General features: G+C 61.0%; 18 protein-coding genes and 2 tRNA genes. 5 read left to right on the top strand and 15 right to left on the bottom strand.

The window, feature by feature from the left end:
• Nucleotides 1–91: 91 nt before the first annotated feature.
• Together rlmB and rnr are read right to left on the bottom strand one after the other, a co-directional pair.
• Nucleotides 92–847, bottom strand: coding sequence for a 23S rRNA (guanosine(2251)-2'-O)-methyltransferase RlmB (gene rlmB, locus DNK50_RS06270; RefSeq protein ID WP_099583668.1), 756 nt, complete (start codon nucleotides 845–847; stop codon nucleotides 92–94).
• Nucleotides 844–3,477: a ribonuclease R gene (gene rnr, locus DNK50_RS06265; protein WP_112193131.1), complete on the bottom strand. Its 2,634-nt coding sequence runs from the start codon at nucleotides 3,475–3,477 to the stop codon at nucleotides 844–846. The genes rlmB and rnr overlap by 4 nt, the downstream gene beginning before the upstream one ends.
• Before the next feature lie 224 nt (nucleotides 3,478–3,701).
• Here rnr and DNK50_RS06260 point away from each other — a divergent pair.
• From DNK50_RS06260 to DNK50_RS06245, 4 genes are all read left to right on the top strand, one after another.
• Nucleotides 3,702–3,788: transfer RNA gene (locus DNK50_RS06260), tRNA-Leu, on the top strand.
• Nucleotides 3,789–3,940: 152 nt separating this feature from the next.
• Nucleotides 3,941–4,027 (top strand) — tRNA-Leu (locus tag DNK50_RS06255).
• Nucleotides 4,028–4,171: 144 nt separating this feature from the next.
• Nucleotides 4,172–5,197, top strand: coding sequence for an iron ABC transporter substrate-binding protein (locus DNK50_RS06250; RefSeq protein ID WP_112193129.1), 1,026 nt, complete (start codon nucleotides 4,172–4,174; stop codon nucleotides 5,195–5,197).
• Nucleotides 5,197–6,750, top strand: a complete 1,554-nt coding sequence (locus tag DNK50_RS06245) for an iron ABC transporter permease (protein ID WP_112193127.1) — start codon at nucleotides 5,197–5,199, stop codon at nucleotides 6,748–6,750. Before DNK50_RS06250 ends, DNK50_RS06245 begins: the two co-directional genes overlap by 1 nt.
• 87 nt (nucleotides 6,751–6,837) lie before the next feature.
• Here the strand turns inward: DNK50_RS06245 and DNK50_RS06240 are convergent, their stop codons facing one another.
• The 12 genes from DNK50_RS06240 to DNK50_RS06185 form a co-directional block, all read right to left on the bottom strand.
• Nucleotides 6,838–8,772 (bottom strand): methyl-accepting chemotaxis protein, encoded by a 1,935-nt coding sequence (locus tag DNK50_RS06240; RefSeq protein ID WP_112193125.1) that lies wholly within the window; start codon nucleotides 8,770–8,772, stop codon nucleotides 6,838–6,840.
• A 139-nt stretch (nucleotides 8,773–8,911) separates the two neighbouring features.
• On the bottom strand, nucleotides 8,912–10,201 hold the full coding sequence (locus DNK50_RS06235) for an adenylosuccinate synthase (protein WP_032890489.1): 1,290 nt from the start codon (nucleotides 10,199–10,201) through the stop codon (nucleotides 8,912–8,914).
• A 54-nt stretch (nucleotides 10,202–10,255) separates the two neighbouring features.
• On the bottom strand, nucleotides 10,256–11,443 hold the full coding sequence (locus tag DNK50_RS06230) for an ATP phosphoribosyltransferase regulatory subunit (protein ID WP_112193123.1): 1,188 nt from the start codon (nucleotides 11,441–11,443) through the stop codon (nucleotides 10,256–10,258).
• A gap of 293 nt (nucleotides 11,444–11,736) precedes the next feature.
• On the bottom strand, nucleotides 11,737–12,603 hold the full coding sequence (gene hflC / locus DNK50_RS06225) for a protease modulator HflC (RefSeq protein ID WP_010213607.1): 867 nt from the start codon (nucleotides 12,601–12,603) through the stop codon (nucleotides 11,737–11,739).
• Entirely contained in the window at nucleotides 12,603–13,778 is a 1,176-nt protein-coding gene (gene hflK / locus DNK50_RS06220; RefSeq protein WP_099583674.1) for an FtsH protease activity modulator HflK, read from the bottom strand. Before hflK ends, hflC begins: the two co-directional genes overlap by 1 nt.
• Nucleotides 13,779–13,874: 96 nt before the next feature.
• A complete protein-coding gene (hflX, locus tag DNK50_RS06215; RefSeq protein WP_099583675.1) occupies nucleotides 13,875–15,176 on the bottom strand; it encodes a ribosome rescue GTPase HflX in 1,302 nt (433 codons plus the stop codon).
• A gap of 12 nt (nucleotides 15,177–15,188) precedes the next feature.
• Complete coding sequence (gene hfq, locus DNK50_RS06210) at nucleotides 15,189–15,449, bottom strand: RNA chaperone Hfq (RefSeq protein ID WP_071482778.1); 261 nt, start codon at nucleotides 15,447–15,449, stop codon at nucleotides 15,189–15,191.
• A 94-nt stretch (nucleotides 15,450–15,543) separates the two neighbouring features.
• Nucleotides 15,544–16,515, bottom strand: coding sequence for a tRNA (adenosine(37)-N6)-dimethylallyltransferase MiaA (miaA, locus tag DNK50_RS06205; RefSeq protein ID WP_099583676.1), 972 nt, complete (start codon nucleotides 16,513–16,515; stop codon nucleotides 15,544–15,546).
• Nucleotides 16,515–18,428, bottom strand: coding sequence for a DNA mismatch repair endonuclease MutL (gene mutL, locus DNK50_RS06200; RefSeq protein WP_112193121.1), 1,914 nt, complete (start codon nucleotides 18,426–18,428; stop codon nucleotides 16,515–16,517). The genes miaA and mutL overlap by 1 nt, the downstream gene beginning before the upstream one ends.
• Nucleotides 18,428–19,849 (bottom strand): N-acetylmuramoyl-L-alanine amidase, encoded by a 1,422-nt coding sequence (locus tag DNK50_RS06195; RefSeq protein ID WP_099583678.1) that lies wholly within the window; start codon nucleotides 19,847–19,849, stop codon nucleotides 18,428–18,430. The genes mutL and DNK50_RS06195 overlap by 1 nt, the downstream gene beginning before the upstream one ends.
• 15 nt (nucleotides 19,850–19,864) lie before the next feature.
• Nucleotides 19,865–20,335 (bottom strand): tRNA (adenosine(37)-N6)-threonylcarbamoyltransferase complex ATPase subunit type 1 TsaE, encoded by a 471-nt coding sequence (gene tsaE / locus DNK50_RS06190; RefSeq protein WP_112193119.1) that lies wholly within the window; start codon nucleotides 20,333–20,335, stop codon nucleotides 19,865–19,867.
• The gene (locus DNK50_RS06185) at nucleotides 20,323–21,183 is read right to left on the bottom strand and encodes an NAD(P)H-hydrate dehydratase (protein WP_099583680.1); all 861 of its coding nucleotides are present in this window, start codon (nucleotides 21,181–21,183) and stop codon (nucleotides 20,323–20,325) included. The genes tsaE and DNK50_RS06185 overlap by 13 nt, the downstream gene beginning before the upstream one ends.
• 63 nt (nucleotides 21,184–21,246) lie before the next feature.
• Here DNK50_RS06185 and queG point away from each other — a divergent pair, with 63 nt between their 5' ends.
• The gene (gene queG / locus DNK50_RS06180) at nucleotides 21,247–22,311 is read left to right on the top strand and encodes a tRNA epoxyqueuosine(34) reductase QueG (RefSeq protein ID WP_112193117.1); all 1,065 of its coding nucleotides are present in this window, start codon (nucleotides 21,247–21,249) and stop codon (nucleotides 22,309–22,311) included.
• On the opposite strand, the gene DNK50_RS06175 is transcribed toward queG, so the two are convergent.
• Nucleotides 22,308–22,925, bottom strand: a complete 618-nt coding sequence (locus DNK50_RS06175) for a trimeric intracellular cation channel family protein (RefSeq protein WP_170827587.1) — start codon at nucleotides 22,923–22,925, stop codon at nucleotides 22,308–22,310. The genes queG and DNK50_RS06175 overlap by 4 nt on opposite strands.
• Nucleotides 22,926–22,992: the final 67 nt, after the last annotated feature.

The raw sequence follows: 22,992 nt of genomic DNA, 5'->3' as shown, positions 1-22,992 counted from the left end.
TAGCTGATGGTCAATCACATCATCTGTAACTGAACCACCGCTATCGGGGGCAAGCCCCCTCCCACATTTTGCATCTATGCCAGGCTCAGAATTACTTCTTGGCCTTGACCTTGACGCCACGCTGACGCCGGGCTTCGAACAGGCATACGCCCGTCGCCACCGACACGTTCAGGCTGCTGACGCTACCGGCCATCGGCAGGTGTACCAAATAGTCGCAATGCTCGCGGGTCAAGCGACGCATGCCCTTGCCTTCAGCACCCATGATCAAGATAGTCGGGCCGGTGAGATCCTGGTCATAAATACTGACCTCGGCCTCTCCCGCCGTACCCACGACCCACAGGCCACGCTGCTGGAGTTTCTCCAGGGTGCGCGCCAGGTTGGTCACGGCCACCAGCGGAATCACTTCCGCCGCCCCGCAGGCGACCTTACGCACTACGGGCGTCAGGGTAGCGGACTTGTCTTTAGGCACGATCACCGCCAGCGCACCGGCAGCGTCGGCCGAACGCAGGCAGGCGCCGAGGTTGTGCGGGTCGGTTACGCCGTCAAGCACCAGCAACAGCGGCGCGCCTTCGGTGCGGTCGAGCAGCTCGTCAAGCATGGCTTCGCCCCAGACCTGGCTCGGACTTACGTCCGCGACCACGCCTTGGTGAACGCCTTCAACCCAAACGTCCATTTCACGACGCTCGGCCTGGCCGATGGCGACCTTGTTCTGGGTCGCCAGCTCGACCAGCGCTTGTACGCGCGGCTCGCTGCGACCTTCTGCCAACCACACTTGCTTGACACGCTTAGGGTGATGACGCAGCAGTGCTTCTACGGCATGGACGCCGTAGATTTTTTCCAGACTCATGACTTGGCCTTAGGTTTGCGCGACCCGCCGCTTTTCGCAGGGGCCGAACCCGCTTTTGGCGGGCCTTTACGGTGTTTACTTGGCTTGCTCGACGGCTTTTCCGCCCCGTGGGACTTTCCCCCAGACGCCGCTTTACCACCGCTTTTGGCTTCGTTGAGCAACTGCTGCTTCAACTCGCGGCTCTTGCGCAGTTCGGCGTTTTTCGCCGCTGCGTCGCTTGGGCGGTAGGCTTCGGGGGCCTTTTCCTTGACGGAGGAACGGCGACCGGCCTTGGCCGGCGCAGGCTCGGCGGTCGCTGCTTTCGCAGGAGCGCCTTTGCCCTTGGTAGCCGGCGCGGCGGTTTCGCTGCCACGTTTTTTACGACCCACTGGTTCGGCTGGCTTGTCTGGCATACCGAAGTCGATCTTGCGCTCATCGAGATCGACGCGCATGACCTGCACTTCCACGGTATCGCCCAGACGGAAGCTGCGACCGGTGCGCTCGCCCGCCAGGCGGTGATGCACAGGATCGAAGTGATAGTAGTCACCCGGCAAGGCCGTGACATGCACCAGGCCTTCGACGTAGATGTCGGTCAACTCGACGAACAGGCCAAAGCCGGTCACGGCGGTGATCACACCCGGGAAGGTCTCGCCAACGCGGTCTTTCATGAACTCGCACTTGAGCCAGTTCACCACGTCACGAGTGGCTTCGTCGGCGCGGCGCTCGCTCATGGAGCACTGCTCGCCCAACTGTTCCAGGGCCGCTTCGTCGTACGGATAGATCCGCGCCTTCGGAATCGTCATGGCACCGGCGCGTTTGACGTGCGGGGTGTTCTGCTTGGAATGGATCACGCTGCGGATTGCGCGGTGCGTGAGCAGGTCCGGGTAACGACGGATCGGCGAGGTGAAGTGGGTGTACGCCTCGTAATTCAGGCCGAAGTGGCCTTGGTTGTCAGCGCTGTACACCGCCTGGCTCAGGGAGCGCAGCATCACGGTCTGGATCACGTGGTAATCCGGACGGTCCTTGATGCTGGCCAGCAAGGCCTGGTAGTCCTTCGGCGTCGGGCCGTCCTTGCCTTTGTGCAGGGACAGGCCGAGCTCGCCGAGGAAGGCACGCAGTTTTTCCAGACGCTCCGGCGGCGGACCATCGTGCACGCGGTACAACGCAGGAATCTCATGCTTTTTCAGGAACTCAGCAGTGGCCACGTTGGCCGCCAGCATGCATTCCTCGATCAGCTTGTGTGCATCGTTACGTGTGGTCGGGGTGATTGCGGCGATCTTGCGCTCGGAACCAAAGACAATCCGGGTTTCCTGGGTTTCAAAATCGATCGCGCCACGCACGTGACGAGCACCCAACAGCACCTTGTACAGCGAGTAGAGCTGCTTGAGGTGCGGCACGACGCCAGCGTACTCGGTACGCAGGGCCTTGGCTTCGCTGGTCTTCGGCGTTTCTAGGATGGTGCTGACCTTGTTGTAGGTCAGGCGCGCCTGGGAGTGAATCACCGCCTCGTAGAACTGGTAATCGGTCATTTCACCGGTTTTCGAGATGGTCATCTCGCATACCATGGCCAGACGGTCGACTTTCGGGTTCAGGGAGCACAGGCCGTTGGACAGCTGCTCGGGCAGCATCGGGATCACGCGCTCAGGGAAGTACACGGAGTTGCCGCGCACCTGGGCTTCGTTATCCAGGGCCGAACCGATCTTCACGTAGCTGGACACGTCGGCAATCGCGACGAACAACTTCCAGCCGCCGGAGAACAGGCGCAGCTTGCCAGGCCTGGCTTCGCAGTAGACCGCATCGTCGAAGTCGCGGGCATCTTCGCCGTCGATGGTGACGAACGGCAGATGGCGCAGGTCGATGCGTTTTTCTTTGTCTTTCTCTTCCACTTCAGGCTTGAGCTTGGCGGCTTCCTTGAGCACGGCCTCAGGCCAGACGTGAGGAATATCGTAGGTGCGCAGCGCGACGTCGATTTCCATGCCCGGCGCCATGTAGTTGCCGACCACTTCAACAATATCTCCCTGAGGCTGGAAGCGCGCAGTTGGCCAGTGGGTGATTTTCACCTCGACGAACTGGCCGACCTTGGCAGCGCCATTGCGGCCCGGGGTGATCAGCACTTCCTGCTGGACCTTCGGGTTATCCGGCACCACAAAGCCGATACCGCCTTCTTCGAAGTAACGGCCGACGATGGACTCGTGGGCACGGGACACCACTTCGACGATCACGCCTTCACGGCGACCGCGACGGTCCAGGCCGGAAACGCGCGCCAGGGCACGGTCGCCATCGAACACCAGGCGCATTTGCGCTGGGCTCATGAACAGGTCGTCACTGCCGTCATCCGGGATCAGGAAGCCGAAACCATCACGGTGGCCGGCAATGCGGCCGAGGATCAGGTCGAGCTTGTCCACAGGCGCATAAGTGCCACGGCGGGTGTAGATCAGTTGAGCGTCGCGCTCCATGGCACGCAAACGGCGGCGCAGGGCTTCGAGCTGGTCTTCGGTGGTCAGACCGAATTCTTCAACCAACTGCTCGCGGCTAGCAGGCGAACCCCGATCGGCGAGGTGCGCCAGGATCAGTTCGCGGCTAGGAATAGGGTTTTCATATTTTTCCGCTTCACGAGCGGCCTCGGGATCGAGGGACTGCCAATCGGCCATTAGAGAGTTTTCACCTTGTCTATATGCGGGTTAGTTTGGCATACGCGTATTGAAACGGGAAATTTCAGGCATCAACAAGCGTTTAAAAGCCCTTTATAGCCCTCGGTGCGCACCTTGCACGACCATTGGCGAAATTTTCCAGGCTTTTTTCATGGCAGGGGTTTACAGTCTACAAGCCTCTCCGTATAGTGCGCGCCATCGACGACGGCAACGTTGTTGATGCTGCCCAGGTGGTGAAATTGGTAGACACGCCAGCTTCAGGTGCTGGTGATCGCAAGGTCGTGGAAGTTCGAGTCTTCTCCTGGGCACCAAATTCAGATCAAACCCGCGAAAGCGGGTTTTTTCGTTTCAGGCTTTTGATTTTTAACGCAAAACCCGTTTTATTTTTTTGAATCAGGGGTTTACAGATCAAAAAGCCCGCCGTATAGTTCGCCCCATCAACAGCGGCAACGTTGCTTGATAAGCCCAGGTGGTGAAATTGGTAGACACGCCAGCTTCAGGTGCTGGTGATCGCAAGGTCGTGGAAGTTCGAGTCTTCTCCTGGGCACCAAATTCAGATCAAACCCGCGAAAGCGGGTTTTTTCGTTCCTGGGGTTTAAAAACTCTGCCAGCGTTTGCTGCTACGCCGCACCTGAGAAACTTTATCGTTTATCCTTGCAATGATTTGTTGCATCTCAAGTGAGGAAAACCCCGGATGATGATCCGCGATACCCGTCCCAAGACATCCCTTCTGCGTGGCCTGACCATCACTCTGCTCGGCCTGGCCCTGCTCTCGCCCGTCGCTTACTCTGCCGACAAAGTTTCCCTGACCTTGTACAACGGCCAGCACAAAGAAGTCGGCGATGAGCTCGCCAAGGCCTTCGAAGCCAAGACCGGCATCCACGTCAATGTGCGCAAAGGCAGCAGCAACCAGCTGGCCAGCCAGGTCGTGGAAGAAGGCGACCGCTCCCCCGCCGATGTGATCTATACCGAAGAATCTCCGCCACTGAACAAACTCGGCGAGCAAGGCCTGCTGGCCAAGATCGATGCCAGCACCCTCGACGTACTGCCCAAGGATTACGTCGGCAGCAATGGCGACTGGATGGGCGTGACTGCGCGCACTCGTGTCGTAGCCTTCAACCCCAAATTGATTGCCGAGAAAGACCTGCCCAAATCCGTACTGGATTTCGCCGGCCCCGAGTGGCAAGGCAAAGTCGGTTTCGTGCCGACCAGCGGCGCGTTCCAGGAACAGGCCGTGGCAATCATCAAGCTGCACGGCCGTGAAGCGGCTGAAGAGTGGCTCACCGGCCTGCGCGCGTTCGGCAAGGTGTACAGCAATAACATGGTCGCCCTGAAGGCCGTGGAAAACGGCGAAGTCGCCACCGTCCTGGTGAACAACTACTACTGGTTCGCCCTGAAGAAAGAAAAAACCAACCTGGACTCCCAACTGCACTATTTCACCGACGGCGACGCTGGCGGCCTGATTACCGTGTCGTCCGCTGCCGCGCTGAAATCCAGCAAGCACCCCAAGGAAGCCCAGCAACTGCTGGCGTTCATGGCCAGTGAAGAAGGCCAGCGAGTCATCACCAATACGTCGGCGGAATATCCGTTGCGCAAAGGCATGGAATCCAATCGCGGCCTAAAGCCTTTCAGCGAGCTGCAACCGCCGAAAGTCACCCCTGCGGACCTGGGCAACGCCGAAGAAGCCCTGGAGCTGGAACGTGACGTTGGCTTGAACTGATGACCCCATCGCTCTCCGCTGCGGGGTTCAGCCCCCGCCGCAAACGCCCGTCGATCTGGCTGCTGCTGCCGGTACTGTTCCTGGTTGGCCTGAGCCTGTTGCCGCTGGCCTATGTCGGCCTGAAAGCCTGGCAGGCCGGGTGGGCGGAGGCTGTGCATCTGCTGTGGCGGCCTTATGTGTTCGGGCTGCTGCGCAACACCCTGGCGCTGATGGTTGGGGTGACGGTGACCTGCGGCGTAATCGGCCTGTCCCTGGCCTGGCTGCTGGAACGCAGCAACCTGCCTGGACGACGCACCTGGGGCGTGATCCTGTGCCTGCCGTTTGCGGTGCCTGCGTTTGTCAGCAGCTTTACCTGGGTGTCGCTGAGCGCCAACTTCGAAGGGCTGGGCGGAGCGATCCTGGTGATGAGCCTGTCCAAATACCCGCTGGTGTTTCTGCCTGTGGCGGCGACATTGCGCAACCTTGACCCTTCCCTGGAAGAGTCCGCTCGCACGCTGGGACTCAATCGCTGGGGTGTGTTTTTGCGCGTCACGCTGCCGCTGCTGTGGCCATCGCTGCTGGCGGGGGCATTGCTGATTGCGCTGCATATGCTGGTGGAATTCGGCGCCTTGTCGATCATCGGCCTGCAAACCTTCACCACCGCGATTTACCAGCAGTTCGAGCTGGAATTCAGTAACGCCAACGCCGCGATGCTTTCAGCAGTGCTGCTGGTGATGTGCCTGACCCTGCTATGGCTGGAGCTGCGCGTGCGCGGCAAGGGCCGACACGTACGTATCGGCCAGGGCGCGGCGCGGCATGCCGAGCAGGTCAAGCTGGGTAAATGGGCACCGCTGGGCCAGGTGTATTGCCTGGCGCTGGCAATCATTGGCAGCGGCATCCCCCTGGGAATGCTCGCTTATTGGTTGGCCGTCGGTTCGTCGGCAGCGTTTCCGGTGGCCGAGATCAGTGAGGCGCTGCTGTCTTCTCTGGCCCTGTCGCTCGGCGGCGCAGCATTGTGTCTGGTACTGGCCGTACCGGTCGGGTTGCTGGTGGTGCGCTACAAAGGTCAATTGGCGATCTGGGCTGAGCGCCTGCCGTATCTGCTGCACGCCCTGCCCGGCCTGGTAATTGCGCTGACGCTGGTGTATTTCGCCCTGCATTACGTGCCTGCGCTGTACCAGACGTCGGCTCTGCTGCTGATCGCCTATGCGTTGCTGTTTTTGCCGCTGGCCCAGGCGCCGATCCGCACCGCATTGAACAAGGCCGCGCCGCAATTGGAAGAAGCTGCGCGCACGCTGGGCGCTTCGTCGTTCAGCGCGTTTTGCCGGGTGACCTTGCCGATTATCTTCCCGGCACTGGGGGCCGCGTTTGCGCTGGTGTTCCTGGATGCGATGAAGGAATTGACGGCGACCCTGCTACTCAGTCCGACGGGACTGAACACACTGGCCACGGCAGTGTGGTCGCATACGTCGAATGTGGAATTCGCGGCCGCGGCGCCTTATGCGGCGTTGCTGATTCTGGTGTCGGGGCTGCCGGTCTATCTGTTAACCACTCGAATGTACTTGAGCCGCTGAGATCGCTATCGCCCCCCCCCCCACAGGTTGAAATACAGTCAACAGGTGGGAGGGGGCTTGCCCCCGATGAGGCCCGAACAGACGACACTAGGCGCGAAACTGCCCCAAACTCGCCTTCAACTGCGCCGCCAACCCATCCAGCACCTTGCCACTGGCGGTCGTTTCAACCACCGCCTGCGCGGCACGCTCGGCCTGGGCATGAATCACCTCCACCCGCCCGCGCACTGCATGGGCGCCCTGGGCCTGATGCTCAGCGGCACGGGTGGCCAGGCCAATCGCTGCGTGCACTTGCTCAACCGAAGCCTGGACCGTCTGCTGCAAGCGCACGCTGTCACGCAGCACCAGCAACCCTTCATTCGCCTGGCGCCCGGCCTTGCCGATGGTTTCCACCGCCTCACGCGCGCCCTGCTGCAACGCCACGATGTGCGCCTGGATGTCCCCGGTGGAGCTTTGAGTTTTACTGGCCAGCGCACGTACTTCGTCCGCCACCACCGCAAAGCCGCGCCCGGTCTCGCCGGCACGCGCCGCCTCGATGGCCGCGTTCAGGGCCAACAGGTTGGTTTGCTCGGCGATACCATGAATCACCGTCAACACCACCTCGATCTGTTCGCTTTGCTGAGCCAGCCGCTCGATCACCTGGGAGCCGGCCTGGACTTGCCCCGCCAGCGCCTCAATCAAACTGCCGACTTCGGCCGACGTTCGCGAGTTTTCATCCGTGGCCTGGCGAATATCAACGACCTGTTGCAATGCCGCTTGCATGGCATGGCTTTCGGCCTGGGCCTCGTCGGCCATTTGCGACAGCGCACGCAAGCTCTCGGCCACTTCATCGCGCTGCAAGCCAGCGGCCGCATCGGCACCGGCATTGCGCAAGGTCATGGCGCCGATTTCCACGCCGGTACGCTGGGCCACGTCCCCGGCCTCGCGCACGATGGGCTGCAACTTATCCACAAAGCGATTGACCGCCGAGGCCATGTCGCCAATCTCGTCCTTGCTACTTATCTGCACACGCTTGGTGAGGTCGCCCTCCCCCGCAGCCAGGTCGTCCATGGCCGCAATCAGCAGCTTCAGGCGATTGACCACACGGCGACCGAGCACGACCGCGATCAATGCCAATACGCCGAAACCAACCAGCGCCAGTCCCATGCCGATACGCCAGCGCAGCGTGCCCGCAGCCTCCTGCACGGCGCCAGTGGTGTTGGCGGTCATTTCGGTTGCGGTGGCTTGCGCCGACTGCAGGCGCGCGCCCATTGCCGCAGCGCTGTCCGCAGCTGCGCCTTTGAGACTGTCGCCGACCAACTGATCACCACTGGCAATCAGCGCGGCAAAACGCTTGTCCAGTGCTTGCAGGTCAGCTTCGACCGACGCAGTCGATACTCCCATGAGCACCTTGCCGATTTCTACGCCATTGGGGCTGATGGAGGCCTCAACGTAGAACACCGAAGGATCGTTCTTCGCGGCATTCAGGACTTTGTCCAAGGCGCGGTCGCCCTGGCCTTTTTCCAGCAGCGCCTTGTTGATCGGATTTTCGCGGTTCAGGTAACGGGTCAGGTGCTCACCCGCCGCATCGTCGTAGACCACAAACAGCACGTTGGGATTGCGCTGGGCGCGCCGAGCAAACTCGGACAATGTGGGCACATCGCTGTCCCACATGGCGCGGGGCGCCACCGAGGCCAGCAGTTGCGCCATGTCATTGGCGGAGTCCTTCAGGTCTTTTTCCAGGGTCGCACGCAGCTGCTTCTGTTCTTCCTGCAGGCGTGTGGAAAGGCCTGCCGTCAGGCGCTGGCGGGTGCTGGCAGACAAACTGTCGAGGCTTGAAGTGACTTCCTTGCCTGCCTGGGCCAACTCACCAGACAGCTTCTGGCTATCGATCCCCAGGCGACTGCCCAAATCAGCCTCCAGCGCAGTGACGGTGCTCCGGGTTAGAGCGACGGCCACCAGCACTTGCACCAAAAGGGCGATACCCAAGGTAACGAACACCGGTCGCAACAGACGACTTTGTAACAACGAAAGAACGGCAGACATCAAGAATCCCTCCACCACGGGTGCCATTAATTTGATAGCACCGCGAAAGAAAGAAACACAGCAAGGGTCGTGCCGCTTGGCGAACAGAAACGAAAAAGGGCTCCCGAAGGAGCCCTTTTCTTTTTACATCAACAGCTTATTAAGCGAACGGATGACGCAGAACGATGGTTTCGTTGCGGTCAGGACCCGTCGAAATAATGTCAATCGGCGCACCGATCAGTGCTTCGACACGCTTGATGTAGGCACGGGCGTTGGCCGGCAGTTCTTCCAGGGTCTTGGCGCCCACGGTCGATTCGGTCCAGCCCGGCACTTCTTCGTACACCGGCTGCAGGCCTACGTAGCTGTCAGCGTCAGTCGGAGCAACATCGTTGCCTTCTGCATCTTTGTAGCCGACGCAGATGTTGATGGTTTCCAGACCGTCGAGCACATCCAGCTTGGTGAAGCAGATGCCCGAGATGCTGTTCACATCGATAGCGCGACGCAGGATAACGGCGTCGAACCAGCCGCAACGACGGGCACGGCCGGTGGTAGCACCGAACTCGTGACCTTGCTTGGCCAGGTGCGCACCGACTTCGTCGAACAGTTCAGTCGGGAAGGGACCCGAACCTACGCGAGTGGTGTAAGCCTTGGTGATGCCCAAGATGTAGTCCAGGAACATCGGGCCAACGCCCGAACCGGTCGCAACGCCGCCAGCGGTGGTATTGGAGCTGGTCACGTACGGGTAGGTGCCGTGGTCGATGTCCAGCAACGAACCTTGGGCGCCTTCGAACATGATGTCTTTGCCAGCGCGACGCAGGTCGTGCAGCTCGGCCGTCACGTCCAGCATCAGCGGCTTGAGCAGCTCGGCGTATTCCTTGCACTCGGCCAGGGTCTTGTCGAACTCGATGGCTGGCTCTTTGTAATAACCGACCAGCATGAAGTTGTGGTAATCCACCAACTCACGCAGTTTGTCTTCAAAGCGCGGCATGTTGAGCAGGTCGCCCACACGCAGGCCACGACGCGCAACCTTGTCTTCGTAGGCTGGGCCGATGCCGCGACCGGTCGTACCGATCTTCAGCTCGCCACGGGCCTTTTCACGGGCCTGGTCCAGCGCAACGTGGAAGGACAGGATCAGCGGGCAGGACGGGCTGATACGCAGGCGCTCGCGCACCGGTACGCCTTTCTCTTCCAGCTTGATGATCTCGCGCAGCAGGGCGTCAGGTGCAACTACCACGCCGTTGCCGATCAGGCACTGCACGCCTTCGCGCAGGACGCCCGACGGGATCAGGTGCAAGACGGTTTTTTCGCCATCGATGACCAGGGTATGGCCAGCGTTGTGGCCACCTTGGTAGCGCACTACGGCGGCAGCATGTTCGGTCAGCAGATCAACGATCTTGCCTTTGCCCTCATCACCCCATTGGGTGCCCAGGACTACGACATTCTTACCCATAACACTTGTCCTCATTCGCGCAAACTTGGTGCCGGCGATGGCCGGCAGGAAAACTCAAGAAGCCAGTGGCGATACTTGCCAAAGCCCGTTCTGCAGAATCAATTGCCGGTCGCAGTCCGCATCACGGGCGGCGGCCAATGGCTGGCCAGGCAAAGCCTGGACAACACGCTGACCCTCACTGCGCAACTGGCATACCTGCTGCCAGAGTGCTGCGTCCGTACTGTCGGGCATCCAGATGCCACCAGACGGCAGCTCGACCTCAGCACGCCCCAGGGTCACCAGGGTTTTCAAATCGGTGGAGAAGCCAGTCGCCGGACGGGCGCGACCGAAGTCGGCGCCGATATCGTCGTAACGACCGCCTTGGGCGATGGCCTGGCCAACACCCGGGACAAACACCGCGAACACCACACCGGTGTGATAGTGGTAACCGCGCAGCTCGCCCAGGTCAAAGTACAGCGGCAAATCGGGGAAGCGCGCCGATAACTGCTCGGCAATCGCCAGCACGTCATCCAGCGCAGCCAATACCGGCGCTGGCGCATTGGCCAGGCGCTCACGCGCAGCCGTCAGCACTTCACGACCGCCGCACAGGTTCACCAGCGCGCGCAGCATGCCGGCGAGATCCGCAGGCACGCCCTCGGTCAACGCGATGACTTCATCGATAGCCTTGCGCTGCAGGGCATCGAACAACTGCTGCTCTACTTCACCAGACAAACCGGCCGCACGGGCCAGGCCACGGTAGATACCAACGTGACCCAGGTCCATGTGGACATCGGGCACGTCAGCCAGTTGCAGCATGGCCAGCATCAAGCTGATCACTTCAACGTCACTGCTCGGACTGGCATCACCGTACAACTCGGCGCCCAACTGGATCGGGCTACGGGAGGACGACAAGGCCCGCGGCTGAGCATGCAGCACGCTGCCGGCGTAGCACAGGCGGCTCGGACCTTCGCGGCGCAGGGTGTGCGCATCGATGCGCGCCACTTGTGGCGTGATGTCTGCCCTGAAGCCCATTTGCCGACCCGATTGCGGGTCGATGACCTTGAAGGTGCGCAGATCCAGGTCCTGGCCCGCGCCGGTCAGCAGGGATTCCAGGTACTCGATATGAGGCGTTACGACAAACTCGTAACCCCAGCTCTGGAACAGATCCAACACCTGGCGACGCGCTACTTCAATGCGCGCAGCTTCTGGTGGCAGTACTTCTTCGATGCCATCTGGCAGCAGCCAGCGGTCTACCGTTGCCATTACGCCATTCCCCTTTGATCCGGGCGGCCAGCCCTCGGCCGAGCCTTGAGTGAAGCAGAAAACACCCGCCCTCTGCATAAACCACGCGCAAGAGCGACGTGACGAACGGCCTGCAAACGGCCTCGTCGGGCACTTTCCTCGAAAAACCTGTCACGCCTGCCGAATCAAACATGCAGACGCAAAAAAGCCGGGAATTTCCCGGCTGCCGCATCATACACCCGTTTTCTGAAAGGATCACCCCGCCAGGCATTTTAGCCGCCCGACGGAGTGCGCCCTACAGAATCACAGGCTGGTTACTTGGACTTTTCCAGGTAGCGGAAGAAGTCGCTGCTTGGGTCCAGCACCATGACGTCGGTTTTGTTCGCGAAGCTCTCACGGTAGGCGCGCAGGCTGCGGTAAAACGCATAGAACTCCTGGTCCTGGCCGTAAGCCTTGGCGTAGATCGCCGCAGCCTGGGCATCACCATCACCACGCGCCTCTTCAGACTCGCGATAGGCTTCAGCCAGCAGTACGCGACGCTGACGGTCTGCATCCGCACGGATACCTTCAGCCAGCTCGTTACCCTTGGCGCGGTGCTCACGGGCTTCACGCTCACGCTCGGTGCTCATGCGCTCGAACACGCTGCGGTTCACTTCCTTCGGCAGGTCGATGGCCTTGACCCGCACATCGACAACTTCGATGCCCAGCTCTTTTTCCGCCATCGTGTTCAGCGAACGCGTGATGTCAGCCATCAGTGCGTCACGCTCACCGGATACCACCTCGTGCAGGGTGCGCTTACCAAACTGGTCACGCAGGCCCGATTCCAGACGGCGCGACAAACGCTCGTCGGCAATCTGCTTGAGGCCGGAGGTCGCGGTGTAGAAGCGCTCGGCATCCTTGACGCGCCACTTGGCGTAGGCGTCAACCATCACGGCTTTCTTTTCCAGGGTCAGGAAGCGTTGTGTCGGTGCATCCAGGGTCATCAGGCGGGCGTCGAACTTGCGCACCTGGTTGACGTAGGGGACTTTCACATGCAGGCCCGGCTGGACATCTGCCTGGACCACGCGACCGAATTGCAGCAGCACCGCACGCTCGGTCTGAGCCACGATGTAGAAGCAGTTCCAGGCAGCGATGACCACGACGACGCCCACAATCAGGGCGGTCAGCGATTTATTGCTCATCAACGACTCTCCCTGGTACGTGATTGCTGTTGCAGCAAGTCAGCGGCTGCACGAGCGCTCGCTTCGTTGGCAGCGGCATTGGAGCCGGAGGCCGGGGCGCTGGTGCTGCTACGACCACCTTCGATCATCTTGTCCAGCGGCAGGTACAGCAGGTTGTTCTGCCCACCCTTGCTGCCGGTCACGAGGACCTTGCTGGTGTTGCTGAAGACTTCCTGCATGGTGTCCAGGTACAGACGCTCGCGGGTGACTTCGGGGGCCTTGCGGTACTCGGCGACCAGCTTGGTAAAGCGATCTGCCTCACCCTTGGCGCGGGAGACCACTTCATCGCGGTAACCGTTGGCATCTTCGATGATGCGCTGGGCCTGACCACGGGCTTCCGGCACGACGCCGTTAGCATAGGTTTCAGCCTGGTTGCGCGAACGCTGCTCGTCTTCACGGGCGCGGATCACGTCATCGAAGGCTTCCTGCACTTCACGCGGTGCCGCTGCGCTTTGTACGTTCACCTGGGTAACGGTGATACCGGTGCGATAGGTATCGAGGAACCGTTGCAGGCGCTCCTTGATTTCGCTGGCCATCAATTCACGACCTTCGGTCAGTACCTGGTCCATCGCAGTGGAACCCACCACATGGCGCAGGGCGCTTTCGGTCGCGTGCTGCAGGCTGATTTCCGGCTGATCAACGTTCAGCACGAAGTCCTGCAGGTTGCTGATCTTGTACTGCACGGTCAGCGGCACTTCGACGATGTTCTCGTCTTCGGTCAGCATCTGGCCCTGCTTGGTGTAGGCACGCTCACGCGTGACGTTCTCCATGTACTTCTTGTCGATCGGCGGGAAGTAGATATTCAGGCCCGGGCCGACAGTCTCGTAGTACTTGCCGAAGCGCAGCACCACGGCCTGCTCCTGCTCGTCCACGACGTAGACGGCGCTGTACAGCCATACCGACGCCAGTACGACAAGACCCAAGCCCAGCAGGCCATAGCCACCGCCCTTGCTGGTACGACCACCGTCGTCACCGCCACGTTTTTTTCCACCACCGAACAACCCATTCAGGCTTTCCTGCAGCTTTCGGAAGGCCTCGTCGAGATCTGGTGGCCCCTTGCGGTCGCCATTATTGCGGCGCTTACCACCCCAAGGATCCTGATTATTCGAGTTGCCACCCGGCTCATTCCAAGCCATAGCGCTCTCCATCTGATAAAGCAAAGACGCACCCACGGCGCGCCGACCAATGCTACAGAATGCCTGCTACTGCGGCACAACCGCTTTCGGAGGCTTTTATTGCAAAGTGTGTTGTTCGATGAACTCTGTCGGGACTACACCCTCACGGCTGACCAGCCGATTGAGCTCCGAGCGCGGCAACCGAACGGCCAGCAAGCTGACACCTTCTTCGTCGTGTTCTTCTTTCTGTACGGCGCCCAGCTCGAAAAACTGTGCACGCAGTCGAGCAAAACGCTGAGGCAAGCGCAAGGTGCCGACAAACAAATCGCTGCCGAGCAACTCGGCGATGGCTTGTTCAAGCAGCTCCAAACCACTGCCATCTCGCGCCGACAGCCATACCCGCTGGGGTTTGCCGTTCTCGTCGCGCTGGATTTGTGGCTCAACGCCTTCAAGCAAATCGAGTTTGTTATAGACCTCAAGGATCGGCAAGTCCTGGGCGCCAATCTCGCCCAGCACCACCATCACCTGTTCAATCTGCAACATGCGATCCGGTTCAGCCGCATCGATCACGTGCAACAACAGGTCGGAATTGCTCGACTCTTCGAGCGTAGACCGAAATGCCTCGACCAGCTTGTGGGGCAAGTGACGAATGAAACCCACGGTGTCGGCCAGGACGATCGGCCCGAGGTCGCCAATGTCCAGGCGGCGCAGGGTCGGGTCGAGAGTGGCGAAGAGTTGATCGGCGGCGTACACGTCGGATTGGGTCACGTTGTTGAACAGCGTTGACTTGCCGGCGTTGGTATAGCCCACCAGGGACACGGTAGGGATATCCGCGCGAGAACGCCCGCGTCGCGATTGCTCGCGCTGGCTGCGTACTTTTTCGAGGCGGCCCTTGATCTGGCGCAGGCGAACCCGCAGCAGGCGCCGGTCAGTTTCGAGCTGGGTTTCACCCGGGCCACGCATGCCGATGCCACCACCCTGACGCTCAAGGTGAGTCCAGCCGCGAACCAGCCGGGTGCTCATGTGGTCAAGCTGGGCCAGTTCTACCTGGAGCTTGCCCTCATGGGTACGGGCGCGTTGGGCGAAAATATCGAGGATCAGGCCGGTACGGTCGATCACGCGACACTCGAAAACACGTTCGAGGTTACGTTCCTGACTGGGCGTGAGGGTGTGATTGAAGATCACCAGATCGGCTTCTTCGGCGTGGACCAGGTCGCGCAGTTCCTCGACCTTGCCGCTGCCAATCAGAAATTTGGCGGTTGGCCGATGACGCGGCACGTTAAAAAACGCAACGGTCTCGGCGCCGGCCGAATTTGCCAACTCCTGAAACTCCTGCGGATCTTCGCGCGCCTCAGGGTCCTGTCCATCCAAGTGAACGAGGATTACCCGCTCACCACCACCGTGGCGCTCAAAGAACAAAGGAGACTCCTATCAGGCGTTACCTGGCTCAGCGTCACCGACTTCGTCACCTGCTGCGCTAGGCAGACGGATTGGACGAACTGGAACGACTGTCGAGATAGCGTGCTTGTAAACCATCTGGCTGACGGTGTTTTTCAGCAGGATCACGAACTGGTCGAACGACTCGATCGTGCCTTGCAGCTTGATACCGTTGACCAGATAGATGGAAACCCCCACTTTCTCTTTACGTAAAGTATTCAAGTAAGGGTCTTGTAGCGAATGCCCTTTTGACATGTGCCGCACTCCTTTAAGGATCAATAATAAAAAATCGGAAAATAGATAGCTCATGGCCGTCACACCCCCAAGGATAGACGGCAATTGCAAGGACTCAGCTCAATATGGAGACCGTTCCCAAGTATTTCAAGGCGCGTGACAGATTGTCGCTGTCCAGGCTGTCCAACCAGTGCAAATCGCTCCAGCTGCGCAGCCAGGTGAACTGGCGTTTCGCCAATTGGCGCGTGGCAATGATGCCGCGCTCCTGCATTTCGGCTGACGTCAGCTTGCCATCCAGATGATCCCAGACTTGGCGATAGCCTACAGCGCGTATCGAAGGTAACCCTGGATGCAGGTCACCTCTGGAACGCAGTGCTACGACCTCGTCGATAAACCCCTGTTCCAACATAATTGTGAATCTTTGTGCAATTCGTTCATGCAGCACCTGACGATTTGCCGGAGCGATGGCCAGATTCGCCACAGTATAGGGCAATTGTGACTGTCCAGAAGCGCCTGCGTCAGCACTTTGCGCACTTTGTTTCAGGCGTAGTTCAGTCATGGTCTGGCCGCTGACACGCCAGACTTCCAGAGCACGACTGAGACGCTGGGGGTCGTTGGGGTGAATGCGCGCGGCCGAGACCGGATCCACCGCCGCCAACTGGTCGTGCAAGGCTTGCCAACCAAGGCGTGCAGCCTCTTCTTCGAGTTCGGCACGCACCTGGGCATCAGCCGGCGGCATATCCGCCAGACCTTCCTGCAAAGCCTTGTAGTAGAGCATCGTGCCGCCCACCAGCAGCGGAATGTTGCCCCGTGCGGTGATCTCGGCCATGGCGGCCAGGGCGTCGGTGCGAAAATCCGCGGCCGAATAGCTCTCGGCCGGATCGATGATGTCGATCAAACGGTGCGGATGCTCAGCCAATAGCGCTTTAGACGGCTTGGCCGTACCGATGTCCATGTCCCGGTAAACCAGGGCAGAGTCGACACTGATCAGCTCGCACGGCAACACCTTGGTCAGCTCGATGGCCAGGTCGGTCTTGCCGGCGGCCGTTGGGCCCATCAGAAAAATCGCGGGGGGCAAGATACTCATCAACGGCCGCGCAGGAACAGTTTGTCCAGATCGTCCAGGCCCATTTGGGTCCAGGTCGGTCGGCCATGGTTGCATTGGCCGCTGCGCTCGGTGTTTTCCATGTCACGCAGCAGGCCATTCATTTCCGGCAGGGCCAGACGGCGGTTGGCGCGGATGGCGCCGTGGCAGGCCATGGTGCCGAGCAGCTCGTTGATGTGCGCCTGGATACGGTCACTGGTGCCGTACTCCATCAGGTCTGCCAGCACGTCGGCCACCAGCCGGTTGGCTTCGGCTTGCTTGAGCAGCGCCGGAATCTGGCGGATTGCCAGGGTTTCCGGCCCCAGGCGTTGCAGTTCGAAGCCCAGTTTCTGGAACACGCTGTGGTGCTCTTCGGCGCAATCGGCTTCACGCTGGCTGACGGCCAGGGACTCCGGCACCAGCAGCGGCTGGCCGCTGAGGCCTTCGCTGGCCATGGCGATCTTCAGGCGCTCGTACATGATCCGCTCGTGGGCGGCGTGCATATCCACCAGCACCAGGCCGTGGGCGTTTTCCGCGAGGATATAGATACCTTTGAGCTGCGCCAGCGCATAACCCAGCGGCGGAATATCACCGCCACCTTCCGGCAAGGCCACTGCGCCCGGCTCGGCACCCGGCAGCGGCGCGAAAAATTCGCGGTAGGCCGCCTGGGCCTCGGCCACAGGCACCGTCGACTGCGGTCGCGGTGTGTATTGGTATTGATAGCCCGCGCCCGCACCGGAGCCCGGCGCGGTATACGCAGGTTGCGACTGCGGCGATTGCAGCAGGTTGGCCGCCAGGCTCATTTCGCCCTGAGGCCCAAACTCGCCAGCTTCGGGACCGCTCGGACGCACCACCGCCGTCACTATCGGCGCCGACAATTGATCATCCGGGCGCACGTCGCCCAGCGCGCGGTGCAGGGTGCCATAGAGGAAGTCATGCACCATGCGCCCGTCACGGAAGCGTACTTCGTGCTTGGTCGGGTGCACGTTGACGTCGACCACCGAAGGGTCAACCTCAAAGAACAAGACAAATGTCGGATGCCGCCCGTTGAACAGCACATCGCGATACGCCTGGCGCACCGCGTGGGCCACCAGCTTGTCGCGCACCGCACGGCCATTCACAAAGAAGTACTGCAAGTCCGCCTGGCTACGAGAGAAAGTCGGCAAGCCAACCCAGCCCCAGAGCCGCAAGCCATTGCGCTCGATCTCGATCGGCAGCGCCTGTTCCAGGAACCCACCGCCGCAAATCGCCGACACTCGCCGAGCGCGCGCGGCGTCGTCATGGGCTTCGTGCAGGCTGAGGATGGTCTTGCCGTTGTGCCGCAGGTGGAATGCCACGTCGAAGCGGGCCAAGGCCAGGCGCTTGATGACTTCTTGCAGGTGATCGAATTCGGTTTTCTCGGCCTTGAGGAATTTGCGCCGCGCCGGGGTGTTGAAAAACAGGTCGCGCACTTCCACCGAGGTACCCACCGGGTGTGCCGCCGGCTGGACCCGCGGCGCCATGTCACGGCCTTCGGTTTCCACTTGCCAGGCCTGCTCGGCATTACGGGTGCGGGAAGTCAGGGTCAAGCGGGCCACGGAACTGATCGAAGCCAAGGCCTCACCGCGAAAGCCCAGGCTCATGACCCGTTCGAGGTCTTCCAGGTCGCGGATTTTGCTGGTGGCGTGACGGGCCAGGGCCAGCGGCAGGTCATCGGAAGAAATGCCGCTGCCGTCGTCACGTACCCGCAGTAACTTGACGCCACCCTGCTCCACGTCGACATCAATGCGCTTGGCACCGGAGTCGATGCTGTTTTCCAGCAGTTCCTTGATCACCGATGCAGGGCGCTCAACAACCTCGCCCGCTGCAATCTGGTTAGCCAGGCGCGGGCTGAGCAACTCAATGCGCGACCCGCTGTTCAAGGTAGATTCGCTCATTACTGCGCCGCCAATTCAGTGCCAGGGATGGTCAACACCTGGCCAACTTTCAACTCATCGGTCTTCAGGTTGTTGGCACTGCGCAACGTCGCGGCCGAGACCTGGAAGCGCACCGCTAGCATCGCCAGGGTATCGCCGGGTTGCACACGATGGTCACGCGGGCCTTGGGCGATCTTGCCGGAGTCCCGCAGCCAGGCGATGTAGGTGCCAGGCGGCGGGTTTTGCTGGAAGAACTGACGCACACCGGCGCTGATGGAGCGCGCCAAGGCCTGTTGGTGGCTGGCACTGGCGAGCTTGGACGCTTCGTTTGCGTTGGAGATAAACCCGGTTTCCACGAGGATCGACGGGATGTCCGGTGACTTCAGCACCATGAACCCGGCCTGTTCAACACGCTGTTTGTGCAGCGAAGTCACGCGACCGATGTTGCTCAGGACCTTCTGGCCGACGTTCAGGCTGGAGGTCAGCGAGGCCGTCATCGACAGATCGAGCAATACACCCGCGAGCATCTTGTCCTTGTCATCCAGGGACACGTTGCCGGCACCGCCGATCAAGTCGGAACGGTTTTCGCTGTCGGCCAGCCAACGAGCAGTCTCGGACGTAGCGCCGCGATCCGACAACGCAAACACCGAGGCACCGAACGCAGCGGTCGAGGGCGCCGCATCAGCGTGGATCGACACGAACAGGTCAGCCCCCTTCTTGCGGGCGATTTCGGTACGGCCGCGCAGCGGAATGAAGTAGTCGCCAGTACGGGTCAGCTCGGCGCGATAGCCTTTCATGCCGTTGACCTGGCGTTGCAGTTCACGGGCGATGGCCAGCACCACGTCTTTTTCATGCTGGCCCCGCGAGCCGGATGCACCGGGGTCTTCACCGCCGTGGCCGGCGTCGATCACTACGATAATGTCGCGTTTGCCCGCCGGGGCAGGCGGCGGTGGCGGCAACTTGACTTGGGGCTGCGACGGGTTGACCGGCACGGCGGGCACAGTCGCCACGGCCGGTGTCGGCGCAGGCGGCGGTGCGGCATCGGCGGCGTTGTCGAACAGGTCGACCACCAGGCGGTTGCCATACTGGGCATTCGGCGCGAGGGAAAAGCTTTTCGGGGTCACGACTTTTTTCAGGTCGATGACCACACGCAAGTCGGTCGGTGTGCGCTGGGCCGAGCGCATGGCGGTAATCGGGGTGTTGGCGGTGGACACCTTCAGCGGCGCGGCCAGGGTCGCGCCGTTGATGTCGATCACCAGGCGATCAGGCGCCGTGAGGGTAAAGACGCTGTGCTGGACCGGGCCAGACAGGTCGAACACCAGTCGCGTGTTATCCGGCGCTCGCCACAGGCGAACACTCTTCACCTGTGAAGCAGCCAGAGCATTGACAGTCATTGCCGCAAGCAACACCCCTACGACAGCAACCAACGCGCGAAAGCGCATACCTAACCCCACCAATTATTTGAATTCCAATACCAGAGCAGCACACCACGATTCACCGCGTGGGCTCTGGGGCAACAACTTCAGCTGACGTCCTGATTCATGCGGCGTAATGGTAATGGTCAGGTCCGGCTTTGGCAAAAAGCCTGTGCCTTTATCTGGCCACTCGATCAGGCACAGTGCGTCTTCATCGAAGTAATCACGGATGCCCATGTACTCCAGCTCTTCAGGATCGACCAGGCGATAGAGGTCGAAGTGGAACGCACGCACCGCACCGATCTCGTAAGGCTCGACCAAGGTGAACGTCGGGCTTTTCACCGCCCCCGTGTGGCCCAACCCACGAATGATGCCCCGTGACAGCGTGGTCTTGCCCGCCCCCAGATCGCCTTCGAGAAAGATCAATCCCGCGCCGCACGTGACCCGCGCAATGCGATGACCGAACGCGACCATGGCGTCTTCATCGGCCAGGAAAAGGATTACTTCAGGCACGGCGACTGCTCCTCCAACAATTGACGAATGGCCGGTATCAGGTCGCTGGCCGCCAGGCCACGCCCCAGGCTGCCCTGGCGATCCCCCGCCGTGGCGTGCAACCACACGGCCAGGCAGCTTGCTTCATAAGCCGGCATGCCTTGGGCCATCAGCGCACCCACCAGGCCGGCCAATACATCGCCCAAACCTGCCGTCGCCATTGCCGGATGGCCCTGATCACAACGGGAAACACGGCCATCGGGGCTGGCAATCAAACTGCCAGCACCCTTGAGGATAGCCACTGCCTTGAATTTCTGGCTCAACGCGCGCGCTACCTTAAGGCGGTCGGCCTGTACCTCGGCTGTCGAAATGCCCAACAAGCGCGCGGCCTCGCCCGGATGCGGCGTAATCACACTACCGCTCGGAAGACTCACAGTACCGGCCGCCAACTGATTCAACGCGTCTGCGTCCCACACCTGCGGCAGCTGCGCGTTGGCGGCAACCGATATCAGGCTTTTACCCCAGGACGCCTCACCCAGGCCCGGACCAATGACGATGACCGAGATTTTTTCCAGCAGACCCATAAGCTGGTTGGCTGAGCTCACGCCTACGGTCATGACTTCCGGCATGCGAGCCAACGCGGCAGGCACGTGCTCAAGGCGAGTCGCCAGGGACACCATGCCCGCCCCGCTGCGCAAGGCACTTTGCGCGCTCAACAGCGCTGCGCCGCCAAAGCCGCGATCGCCACCAATGACCAGCAAGTGGCCGAACTGGCCTTTATGGGCGTCCGGGGAACGCGCAGCCAGTTGCGGCAAATGGCCGTGCAACAAGGACTGAACGTCGGTTATTTCGTGTTTTGTCTGCGGCATGCGTCTTCAAGCTCCGATGTCTGGCAGAATTATACGCATCTAACCTGTGGTTTCCCGTGTCTCATGCCCGCTATTACCTCCGATCTGCCTGCCCTCGCCCAATCGATCAAAGACTGGGGCCGCGAGCTGGGCTTTCAACAAGTCGGCATCAGCGGCCTGGACCTGGCTGAGCATGAACAGCACCTGCAACGCTGGCTCGACGCGGGCTACCACGGCGAAATGGACTACATGGGCGCCCATGGCAGCAAACGCTCGCACCCTGACGAGCTGGTTCCCGGCACCTTGCGCGTGGTGTCGCTGCGCATGGACTATCTACCCGGCGACACTCAAATGGCGCAACTACTGGCCCAGCCGGAAAAAGCCTACATCTCGCGCTACGCCCTGGGCCGTGACTACCACAAGCTGATCCGCAAGCGCGTACAGCAACTGGCCGACCGGATTCAGGCGCAGATCGGCCCGTTTGGCTTCCGCGCCTTTGTCGACAGCGCGCCCGTACTTGAAAAAGCCATCGCCGAAAAGGCCGGCCTGGGCTGGATCGGTAAAAACACCTTGGTACTCAACCGCAAGGCTGGCAGTTATTTCTTCCTCAGCGAGCTGTTTGTCGATTTACCGCTGCCGGTGGATGAGCCCCATAGCACCGAACACTGCGGCCGTTGCACGGCGTGCCTGGATATTTGCCCGACCAACGCCTTTGTCGGCCCCTACGTGCTGGACGCCCGGCGCTGCATTTCCTATCTGACCATCGAACTCAAGAGCGCCATTCCTGAAGACCTGCGCCCGCTGATTGGCAACCGCGTGTTCGGCTGCGATGACTGTCAGATCGTTTGCCCGTGGAATCGTTTCGCCCGCGCCACCACCGAGGGCGATTTCAAGCCTCGGCATAACCTGGATAACGCAGAACTGGCCGAACTGTTTATGTGGGACGAGGATAAATTCCTCAGCAGCACCGAGGGCTCGCCCCTGCGCCGCGCCGGCTACGAGCGCTGGCTGCGCAACCTGGCGGTGGGCCTGGGCAATGCGCCGTCGAGCATTCCGGTGCTGGAAGCCTTGAAGGCGCGCCGGGATTACCCCTCGGAGCTGGTGCGCGAACATGTGGAATGGGCGCTGAACCAGCACGCTACGCGCTAGTGCACGTCGTCGTTGTAGACGAACTTGGGCATTTCCCAGTGAAAACGGATCGCCAACAGGCGCAATAGAAAGCCGCTGAACAGGGTCAGCAGGATCGCTTGCTCGCTGGGCAATTGCAGATACAAACAGAGCAAATAGAACCACGCGGCTAGGAACGACACGCTGGCGTAGAGCTCGCGGCGGAAGATCAGCGGAATGTCGTTGCAGAAAATATCCCGCAGGATGCCGCCAAAAACCCCGGTGATCACGCCGCTCACTGACGCCACCAACATACCGTGCCCCATTTCCAGGGCAGTCATGCAACCGATCAGCGTGAAGGCCACCAGGCCCAAGGCGTCCAACGCCAGGAACAACGAGCGCAGGCGGCGCATCAGGGGCGCGATAAAGATTGTCACCAGCGCCGCCACCGAGGTCAGCACCAGGTACTCCGGGTGTTTGACCCATGTCAGCGGGTAATGCCCCAGCAACACATCCCGCACCGAACCGCCACCCAGCGCCGTTACACAGGCAATCAGCACCACGCCGAACCAATCCATGCCGCGACGCCCCGCAGAGAGGGCACCGGTCATGGCTTCGGCGGTGATGGCGATTAGGTAAAGCATCAGCAGCATGATGGCGATCCTTGTAAAGTTGTAGTGAGCGGGCTTGCCCCGCGCTGGGCTGCGCAGCAGCCCCAAATAG

It is taken from the genome of Pseudomonas sp. LG1E9, assembly GCF_003290225.1.
GTDB classification, from domain to species: Bacteria; Pseudomonadota; Gammaproteobacteria; order Pseudomonadales; family Pseudomonadaceae; genus Aquipseudomonas; species Aquipseudomonas cyclaminis.
This window is presented reverse-complemented; position numbering and strand designations above follow the sequence as displayed.